The sequence below is a fragment of the Rhodococcus sp. (in: high G+C Gram-positive bacteria) genome, from assembly GCF_049299235.1.
Lineage (GTDB): Bacteria > Actinomycetota > Actinomycetes > Mycobacteriales > Mycobacteriaceae > Rhodococcus.
In genome coordinates, this window is the sequence record NZ_JBAQXC010000244.1 from 1 (window position 1) to 9,722 (window position 9,722).

General features: G+C 67.7%; 8 protein-coding genes. 1 reads left to right on the plus strand and 7 read right to left on the minus strand.

Annotation, left to right across the window (positions count from 1 at the left end; all coding sequences use genetic code 11):
• A partial coding sequence (locus WAX14_RS14505) for a GNAT family N-acetyltransferase (RefSeq protein ID WP_422628755.1) occupies positions 1 to 680 on the plus strand: 680 nt, incomplete at its 5' end.
• A 23-nt stretch (positions 681 to 703) separates the two neighbouring features.
• Here the strand turns inward: WAX14_RS14505 and WAX14_RS14510 are convergent.
• From WAX14_RS14510 to WAX14_RS14540, 7 genes are all read right to left on the minus strand, one after another.
• Complete coding sequence (locus tag WAX14_RS14510; RefSeq protein ID WP_422628756.1) at positions 704 to 1,792, minus strand: ABC transporter ATP-binding protein; 1,089 nt, start codon at positions 1,790 to 1,792, stop codon at positions 704 to 706.
• Positions 1,793 to 1,903: 111 nt separating this feature from the next.
• Positions 1,904 to 3,229, minus strand: a complete 1,326-nt coding sequence (locus tag WAX14_RS14515) for an ABC transporter substrate-binding protein (protein ID WP_422628757.1) — start codon at positions 3,227 to 3,229, stop codon at positions 1,904 to 1,906.
• Between the two features lie 97 nt (positions 3,230 to 3,326).
• Complete coding sequence (locus WAX14_RS14520) at positions 3,327 to 4,172, minus strand: carbohydrate ABC transporter permease (RefSeq protein ID WP_422628758.1); 846 nt, start codon at positions 4,170 to 4,172, stop codon at positions 3,327 to 3,329.
• Positions 4,169 to 5,086: a carbohydrate ABC transporter permease gene (locus tag WAX14_RS14525; RefSeq protein ID WP_422628759.1), complete on the minus strand. Its 918-nt coding sequence runs from the start codon at positions 5,084 to 5,086 to the stop codon at positions 4,169 to 4,171. Before WAX14_RS14525 ends, WAX14_RS14520 begins: the two co-directional genes overlap by 4 nt.
• A gap of 77 nt (positions 5,087 to 5,163) precedes the next feature.
• Entirely contained in the window at positions 5,164 to 7,242 is a 2,079-nt protein-coding gene (locus tag WAX14_RS14530; protein ID WP_422628760.1) for an FAD-dependent oxidoreductase, read from the minus strand.
• A 3-nt stretch (positions 7,243 to 7,245) separates the two neighbouring features.
• Positions 7,246 to 8,058: a mycofactocin-coupled SDR family oxidoreductase gene (locus tag WAX14_RS14535; RefSeq protein WP_422628761.1), complete on the minus strand. Its 813-nt coding sequence runs from the start codon at positions 8,056 to 8,058 to the stop codon at positions 7,246 to 7,248.
• 34 nt (positions 8,059 to 8,092) lie between these two features.
• A partial coding sequence (locus WAX14_RS14540) for a mycofactocin system FadH/OYE family oxidoreductase 1 (protein ID WP_422628762.1) occupies positions 8,093 to 9,722 on the minus strand: 1,630 nt, incomplete at its 5' end.

Here is a 9,722-nt window from a genome sequence, read left to right on the forward strand (position 1 = left end):
GTGCGTTGGAACGCAGCGCCACCGACGCCGGACGTCGCCGCGTCGTCCTGGAAACCGGTACCGCACAACCCGAAGCGATTGCCCTGTACGAGGCGGCCGACTACACCCCGATGCCCGAGCGGTACGGCCGGTATGCACACACCGAATTCGCGCGCTACTACCGCAAAGCCCTGCCTCCGCTGCGCCTGGCGGTCGCCGAGGATCTGCCGATCCTCCAGGACATCGAGGTGGCGGCGGGCGGCCCCTTCGCGGATCTGGGCATGACGGTCGTCGCCGACGACGACCCGCCGAGCATCGACGAGTTGCGCCACTACTGCGACGATGCCAGGGCGTGGGTCCACGTCGATTCGTCGGGCCGGCCGGATGGCTACCTGCTCGTGGACATCGTCGACGGGCACACCCACATCGAGCAGGTGTCGGTACATCCGGATCACGCACGGGCCGGCATCGGCCGGTCGCTGATCGACCATGTCGCACTGTGGGCCCGCGACCGCGGGTACAACGCGCTCACGCTCACCACCTTCGTGGATGTGCCGTGGAACGGTCCGTACTACGAGCGGCTGGGATTCCGCTTCCTCGACGACACGCATCTCACCGCCGGACTGCGGGAGATCCGCGCCGCCGAGGCACAGCACGGTCTGGACCGGTGGCCGAGGGCCGCGATGCGACGCGACCTGTGAGAGCCGCTGCCGGCCGGGACGGTTCAGCGCACCCGATACCCGGTCTCCGGGTCGAAGAACAGCACCGGTGAGTCGACCGGCCGGACCCGGACCGTGTCGCCCGGCGTCACCGCGATCCGACCCGGCAGCCGCACGACGATGCTGCCCGATTCGGTCGTCCAGTCGCCGCCGTCCGGAACAGTCAGGTGGAGAAGCGATTCCGCGCCGAGGTATTCGACGGTGCCGACAGTCAACGCGACCGCATCGGAATCGGTCCCGGCGGCCAGCACGAACGACTCGGGGCGGATGCCGACGGTGATACCGGCTCCGGTCCGATCCGAGGTAGGCACCGGAATCGACATCTCCCCGACACGTGCCGCACCGTCGACGACCGGCGCGGTGATCAGATTGGTGGCGGGCGCACCGAGGAATCCGGCGACCATCGTGTTGACCGGATCGTTGTAGAGCTCTTCCGGGGTCGCGACCTGTTGCAGCACCCCGCGGTTGAGCACCGCGACCCGGTCCCCCATCGTCATCGCCTCCACCTGATCGTGCGTCACGTACACGGTGGTGGTGCCCAGCCGCCGCTGCAATGTCGAGATCTGGGTGCGGGTCTGCACCCGCAGCTTCGCATCGAGGTTGCTGAGGGGTTCGTCCATACAGAACACCGCGGGTTCACGCACGATCGCGCGACCCATCGCGACCCGCTGGCGTTGCCCGCCCGACAGGCGGGCCGGGCGCCGGTCGAGGTATTCGGTGAGGTCGAGCAGGCGCGCCGCTTCCGCGACGCGCCTGCCGCATTCGTCCTTGCCCACACCGGCGTTGCGCAGCGCGAAGCTCATGTTCTGCGCAACGGTCATGTTGGGATAGAGCGCGTAGTTCTGGAACACCATCGCTACATCGCGATCCTTCGGCGCCATGCCGGTGACATCCCGGCCGCCGATCTCGATGTGGCCGGAGTCGATCGCTTCGAGTCCGGCGACCATCCGTAGTGTCGTCGATTTCCCGCATCCCGACGGGCCGACGACGACGAGGAATTCGCCGTCCGCGACGTCGAGGTCGAGCCGGTCCACGGCGAGATGGTCCGATCCGGGGTATCGGTGGGAGACCGCGCGGAAATTGATGGACGCCACTGATGGTCCTTCGTGTTCTGGTCGGCTCGGCGTGAGCCGACGGGATTGCAGGCGTGAGCCGACGGGATTGCAGGCGCGAGCCGACGGGGTTACAGGCGCGAGCCGACGGGGTTACAGGTTCGGGGAGATCTGACGGTCGATGATCGCCTGGATGCGGTTCTGGACGTCGCCCAGTGCGACAACCGGATCGGCGTTCTGCAGCGCGATCTGCTCGAGTCCCGTTCCGATGATCTGGTCGGCACCCGGCACGAACACCCGCGCGTAGTCCTGCGACCGGGTGTGCGCCAACTGGTCGACGGCGGTGCGCGCGTTGGGGTTCTGCTCGAGGAAGGCCTTCATCGACGGGTCGTTCACCGCGGACTTACGGACCGGCATGTAGCCGATGTTCTGCGAGAAGTAGGCGGTGTTCTCCGCGTTGGTCACGAACTCGATGAACGTCAGGGCGTTGCGCTTGCGTTCGTCGGAGATGTTCGCGGGGATGGCCAGGCCCGCACCGCCGGTGGGGCAACCGGGCTTGCCGTCGGTGCTCGGGAGGAATGCGGTCCCGAAGTCGAAGGTCGCGTTGGATGTGATGCCGGACAGGTCACCGGTCGAGGCGATCGTCGAGCCGATGACACCGGCGGCGAAATCGTTCGCGATGTCGTTGGAGACCACGGCGTACTTCTTGCCGTGGATCATGTCCCCGAGGAATCGCGCTGCGGTGAGGGTCTTCTCGTCGGTGAACCGGAGTGCCCACTGGTCGGAGTAGGCACCGTCGAAGGTCCACACCGGGCCCTCGAACGTCCATCCGAGGTAGTCCTTGGCGTTGCCCCAGCCGTGCGCGGACTTGCCCGCGCCGATCGCTTCCTGCAGGCGCGGGCCCCACTCGTCGAACTCCTGCCAGGTCTGCGGGCCGCGGTCGGGAAGACCGGCCTGCTGCCACAACTGCTTGTTGTAGTAGAACAGCGGGGTGGACCGCGCGTACGGGAGCGCCCAATGGTTACCGGCGAACTCGTAGTCCGCGACAAGGGAATCCACGTAGTCGGACGTGTCGACCCCGACCTGGCCGTACAGGTCGTCGAGGGGTGCGATCGTCTTGTTCAGGGCGTAGTTGAACCACCAGACATCGGACAGGACGACCACGTCGGGAAGGTCGCCGCCGGACAGTGCCGCGTTGAACTTCTGGGACACCTCTTCGTAGTTCTTGCCCGCGCTGACGAGGTTCACCGTGAGGCCGGGGTTCGCGGCCTGGAACCGGCTGATCAGTTCCTTCTCCACGTCCTGGGACTTGCCGGGGTGGTTCGACCAGAAGGTGATGGTGTCGGTGCTTGCGCCGGACGCCGAGTCCGACGACGATCCGCTGGTGCCTGCGCAGGCGGCGAGGGTCGCCGTGGCGAGTGCTGCGCCGCCGAGACCGAGAAACGAACGGCGGGTGTAGAACTGCTTGGATGGGCTCACTGCCGACTCCTGATGTGATGGTGGACGGGCTCTCGGTGCCGGGAAGCACCGGGTTCGGGTGTGTGGTCGCGGGCGGATGCGACCGCGCGGAGGCGGGTCATCCCTTCACCGCTCCGGAGGTCAATCCCTTGATCATGTGCCGCTGCAACACGAGGAACACGGCGAGGACAGGGAGCATCGTCAGCAGCGTCGCGGCCATGACGATCCCCCAGTCGGTGAGGCCCTCGTTGTTCTGCAGCAGGGTGAGGCCGACGGGCAGCGGCGCGACGTCACTGTTGTCGGCCATCAGGAACGGCCACAGGTATTCGTTCCATTCGTTGACGATGGTGATCAGCGCGAACGCGACCAGTGTCGGCCCCGAGATGGGAAGGATCACGCGGGTGAGCAGACGCACGTGGCCGGCGCCGTCCATCCTGGCCGCTTCGATCAGTTCGCTCGGGATCGACAGGAAGTGGTTGCGCATCAGGAAGGTACCGAAGGCGACACCGGCGAGCGGGACGATGATGCCGGCGAAGGTGTTGCGCCATCCCCATTCCGCCACCAGCGCATAGTTGGAGATGACGGTGATCTGGTTGGGCACCATCAGGGCCGCGATGATCAGCAGGAAGACGGCGTTCTTGCCGGGGAAGCGCAGGAAGACGAGTCCGTACGCGCTGAGTACCCCGAGGGTCAGTTTCACCACGGCGAGGACCGAGGTGATGATCACCGAGTTGCGGAGGTAGGTCCAGAAATCGAAGATCGTCGTCGCATCCACATAGTTCTGCAGGTACAGCGATTGCGGCCACCACGTCACGGGCAGCGTGTAGATCTCCGCTCGTTCCTTGAACGAGGCGAGAACGATCCAGACGAGGGGCAGGCCGATCACCGCCAGGGCGAGGATCATCGCGGCGTATGCACCGATTCGGATCGCGCGGCCCCGCGAAACTCCAGGTCCGGTCGTCATCGGGCGTTCCGATCCATCATGCGCACCTGTGCGACGGTGATCACCAGCAGGACGAGGAACAGGATCGTCGCGACGGTGGCGCCGTAGCCGGCCCGGAAATTCACGAATGTCTCCTGATAGACCTGGTAGACCATGGTGGTGGTGCCGGTTCCGAGCGGACCGCCGCGGGTCATCACGTTGATGATGTCGAAGACCTGCAGCGAGTTGAGCAGCACCGTGATCGACAGGAAGTACGTCGCCGGGCGAAGTTGCGGGGCGAGAACCCGGCGGAACCGCGCCCACGACGATGCACCGTCGACGAGGGCGGCCTCGTCGAGTTCGACCCGTCGTCCCTGTAGCGCGGCGAGGTAGATGACGAAGGCGTAGCCGAGGTTCTTCCACAGGTACGTCACCGTCACCATGAACAGCGCCCAGCCGGGTTCCAGATAGAAGTTCGGCGCGGTCAGGCCCATCCGTGATATCACATCCTGGACCAGCCCGAACGTGGGGTCGAACACGAACTGGAAGGCGATGCCCACCGCGGCCCCCGACAGCACGAACGGGGCGAACAACGCCGACCGCACGAGGTTCCGGCCCTTCAACTGCCGATCGAGCAGCAGCGCCAGCCCGAGCCCGAGTACCAGCGATCCGGCAACCGCGACGACGGTGAACACGACCGTGTTGCCGACGATCTGCCAGGTGTCGGAGCGAGTGAACCACTCGCGGTAGTTCTCCAGCCCCACGAAACGCGAGGTGGGGCTCGAGATGTTCCACTCGAAAAAGGACAGGCGGATGTTGTCGATCAGGGGTCGGTACGTGAACAACGCCAGGAGCAGGACATTCGGCCCGACGATCGCGGCGAACAGCACAGCGTCGCGTCGGAACCTCGGTCCAGCACCCGAGTCGGGGAGTACTCGTTCGGTGTCGGAGGGCACGCGCGGCAGTGTGCACGGCCGATCCGAACACGCGGTGTCCGTAACATGGCGACTGTATGTCCGATTCGCGATGTCCGTCAGATATCCGCCGCTACCCGCATACCCTCGATCGTCGCCGAGTCCAGCCGGCGCGGCGTCACCGCATCACCGATGCGAACAACCCGAAAGCACTCGTCCTGCAGATCACGCCACAATTCGTCGGCCGGAACCTGATGGGTCGCGACTACCACATGATCAACTGTGCGGCACTCGGTTCTCCCGGTCAAGTGATCGCGGAGCGTCACCTCGAGCCCCCCTGCCGCCCCTGTCAGCCCTGCCACCCCTGCCACCACGACGTCGGTGATCTGCTCGATACCCTTGTCGTGGGCACGCCGGATCCAGCCGGTCATTTCGAGGGTGAGCCCGAGATCCTGGCCGACGATCATGCCGCTGGTACACACGGTGACCGCACAGCCACGGTCGGCGAGCAGTTCCGCCACCGACGTGCCCTGGTGGAATCCGAGGTCGTCGACGACGAGCACCCGCCCGATCGGTGTGGCACTGCCGGTCGGTGTTGCACTGCCGGTCGGTGTTGCACTGCCGGTCGGTGTGGCCCTGCCGGTCGGTGTGGCCCTGCCGGTCGGTGTGGCACTGCCGTCGAGCACGTCGCGTACGTCCACCACCCGTAGTGACTCGCCCGCCCAGTCCGGACGCCGCGGCCGGGCACCGGTGGCGACGACCACCACATCCGGACGGTATGCCCGCACGGTCGCGGTGTCGGCGTCGACACCGGTGCGGATCTCGACGCCGGAGCGTCGGCACTCGGCTTCGAGGCTGGTGACGGCACCGAGCAGTTCGCCGCGGTGCGGAGCGGACGCGGCGGCACGAATCTGTCCGCCCAGCAAGCTTTCTCGTTCGATCAGGGTGACCGTGTGTCCGCGCTGCGCCGCGGTCGCGGCGGCCTGCAGTCCCGCCGGTCCCCCGCCGACGACGAGGACCCGCCGCAGTGTCGTCGGGGCCGGTGGCGGTGTCGTCGGGGCCGGTGGCGGATCGTCCTCGTATCCGGCATACGGGTTGACCGCGCATCCGATCGGGCGGCCGAGTCCGACGCGGCCGATGCAGTCCTGGTTGCAACCGATGCACGGGCGGATCTCGTCGCCACGACCACCCAGGGTCTTGCCCGCGAAGCCGGGATCGGCGATGTGCGCGCGGACCGCCCCGACGAGATCACAGACCCCGTCGGCGAGGGCGGCCCGGACCTGCTCGGCGGTGGTGAACCGGCCGACCCCGACGACCGGCAGGTCGACGGCGGCGCGGATGGCGCCGGGCACGAACAGTGAATAGCCGTGCGCGGTGGACATGGGCGCTTCGACGAGGTGCAGGGTTTCGGTCGCGACACCGACCGAGGTGCTCAGGTAGTCGACCATCCCGGTTGCGTCGAGCAGGCGTGCGACATGCACGGCATCATCGACGTCGAGGCCGCCGGGGGTGCCGTCGTGGCCGCTGAGCCGGACCCCGAGAACCCGGCCGGGGCCGAGTGCGGCGCGTACCGCGGCCACCACCTCGAGCAGCAGGCGGGCGCGGCCGGTGCGGTCGCCACCGTACTCGTCGGTGCGCGGGTTGGTACCGGCTGCGAGGAAGGCACGCAGGATCGACGCCTGCGAGCACTGGATCTCGACGCCGTCGAACCCGCCGTCGGCGCAGCGCCGGGCGACTGCCGCATAACCGGCGACGAGTTCGCCGATCTCGTGTTCGCCGATCGCGACGGGCACCTCACGGAACAACGGGTCCGGGTCCGGTCCGGGTGCCCACAACGGCCGGCCCGTGTACATTCCGGTACCTTGCGCTCCGTTGTGGTTGAGCTGGGCGAGGATTCGCGTTCCATACGCGTGCACCGCGTCGGTGAGCCGTCGATATCCGGGCAGCACGGCAGGGTCCCAGCCGCGGATCAGCTTCTCGTAGGGCCGATCCGAGGGGTGCACCGTGTGTTCTTCGGTGACGATCATCGCGGCACCACCGCGGGCACGGGCGACGTAGTAGGCGATGTGCCGATCGGTGATCTCACCGTCGACGGCGAAGTTCGTCAGATGCGCGGGAAAGATGATGCGGTTGCGCAACGTGACCGGGCCGAGCCGCAACCGATGGTGCGGGTCGGCGCCGGTCACGTCACGCGCCACCGCTCAGACCTTCGAGTTGCCCTGGTCGAGTGCCATCTGGCTGCCGGTGATGGTCTTGGCGCGGTCGCTCGCGAGGAACAGGACCGCGTCGGACGTGTCGTCGGGATCGGCGATCGGCTTCTCGGTGAGGATCGGCGCGAAGTTGGGGAGCCAGTGCGGGTACTTCTCGAACATCTTCAGCGCACCCGGATCGGTGCCCATCGGGGTGTTCACACCGTACGGGTGGATCGAGTTGACGCGGATGCGGTACTCGCCCAGTTCCTTCGCGGCGGTCTGCGTCATCCCGACGAGTCCGAATTTCGCTGCCGCATAGTTGATCTGGCCCGGCATGGCCTTGAGCCCGGCGACGGAGCTGACGAGGATGATCGACCCGCCGTTGCCGGCCTCGATCATCGCCGGGGTCGCGGCCTTGAGCGTCTTGAACACACCGGTGAGGTTGATGTCGATCAGTTCCTCGAACTGGTCGTCGGGCATCTCCCAGAAGCGGTTCCACGAGCAGATGCCCGCGTTGGCGACGATGATGTCGAGGCGGCCGAACTGCTCGACACCGTCGTCCACGGCGGCCTGCAGGGCGGCACTGTCGCGCACGTCGGCCTTGCGGGCGACGATCTTGCCGCCCGCTTCCTCGACGAGACGCACGGTCTCGTCGAAGTCGTCCTCGGTGGCCTGCTCGTAGCTGATGTACTCGGACACCGACTTCGCGACGTCGACACCGATGATCGAGGCACCTTCGCGCGCAAACCGCAGCGCGTGGTTGCGTCCCTGACCGCGTGCGATGCCGGTGATGAAGACGACCTTGCCGTCGAACTCGCCCATGTGGCTTTCCCCTTCGATCCGCATATGAAACCAATTACAGGTCTATGGCCAGACGATACGCCTCCCGGATCGCCTCCCGCACCGTCCGTGGCGCGACGCAGTCGCCGACTCCATTACGCCCCATTCCGGCGAACGTGTCATCCGGCAGTCCCGCTGAGCAGTCCACGAACAGCGCGTCCGGGACGGTGGTCCGCTGCCCCGTCACCGGATGCGCGAGATGCACACCGTCGGAATCGACCGCACACACCGTGACACTGCGATGCCGGGTGACACCGGACCGCAACAGTCGCGCGTTCGCATCGACCAGATCGCCGGTGGGCGAGAGCCGCGACCCGGCGATCGGATCGCACGTCGCATAGTGCACGCGGTGCCCGAATGCGGCCAACCGTTCCGCGACCGCGACCGCGACCGGCCCGCCGACCGGATCCCACACCAGTACCGTCCGCACCGCAACAGGTGGGTGCTCGAGTACCCGACCGGAGGTCGTGTACCACTCCGCGACGACGGGGAAATCGGGTGCGCGAGAACGACTGCCGGTGGCGAGCACGATCACGGTCCCGGCGGCTCGCGCGTCGTCGAGGTCGGTGGCGGTGACCTCGGAACCGGTACACAGTTCGACGCCGTGGTCGCGGCACCTGTCCTCGAGCCAGTCCGCGAGGGTCGCGAGACGGTCGCGTCCCGCCCCGACGGACACGACCCGCAGCATTCCGCCGAACCGGGCCGCGCGCTCACGGACCCGCACCCGATGGCCCCGCGCGGCGAGGGTACGCGCCGCCTCGAGACCGGCCGGGCCACCGCCGACGACGAGGACATCACGAGCCTCGGTGGGCGCCGGTACGGGCTCGTCGGCTTCGTTCCCCGCCTCGGGATTACCGATGCACCCGACCACCGGATTGTGGAAGTCGCGAACCAGACACACCTGGTTGCACAGCACGCACGGCCGGGGCGCTCGGCCGTCACGCACGGACACGACGAGATCCGGGTCGGCGATCTGCGCGCGGGTCATCTCGACGGCGTCGCAGACACCGTCCGTCAACGCGCGCTGCGCGTGATCGGCGTCGATGATGCTGCCCTGCAACACGATCGGCACCGACTCGGACACGGCGTCACGGATGCGGCGGCAGAGTTGTTCGTTGAACCCGGCCGGAGTGTGTGCGTCCGGGCGGTAGGCGCCCGGGCTGAACAGCCCGCCGCGCACCACGGTGAGCAGGTCGAGCGATGCGGCGAGTTCGGCGGCGTACCCGGCGGCGAGGTCGGGCGTGATGCCGGCCCACGGGGCGTTCTCGTCGCAGCTCAGCCGGAGCGCGAGGATGCGCCCGGAACCGAGTTCACCCCGGACGGCTCCGATCACCGTGCGTAGCAGCAGCAGCGGATCGGTTCCGTAGCGGTCGGTCCGCAGATTCGTCAGCCCGGACAGGAACTGGCGCAGCAGCGAGGTGGGACCGGCATCGAGTTCGACGCCGTCGACGCCCGCCGCGACCGCGGTCGCGGCAGCTCGGCGGAACCCGTCGAGCACCCCGTCGATGTCGGACTCGCTCATCTCGGCGGGCAGTTCGCGGGTCGCCGGATCGGCCACCGGCGACGGTGCGTGCAACGCCGACCTGGTCCAGGCACTGGATCCCTGCAGGCCGGCGTGGCCGAGTCCGGCCAGCACGAGCGTGCCG

What these genes read in the sequence shown, in the direction of transcription:
- WAX14_RS14520 (WP_422628758.1), bottom strand. Translation starts at nt 4,172, where the DNA reads ATGACGACCGGACCTGGAGTTTCGCGGGGCCGCGCGATCCGAATCGGT.
- WAX14_RS14535 (WP_422628761.1), bottom strand. Translation starts at nt 8,058, where the DNA reads ATGGGCGAGTTCGACGGCAAGGTCGTCTTCATCACCGGCATCGCACGC.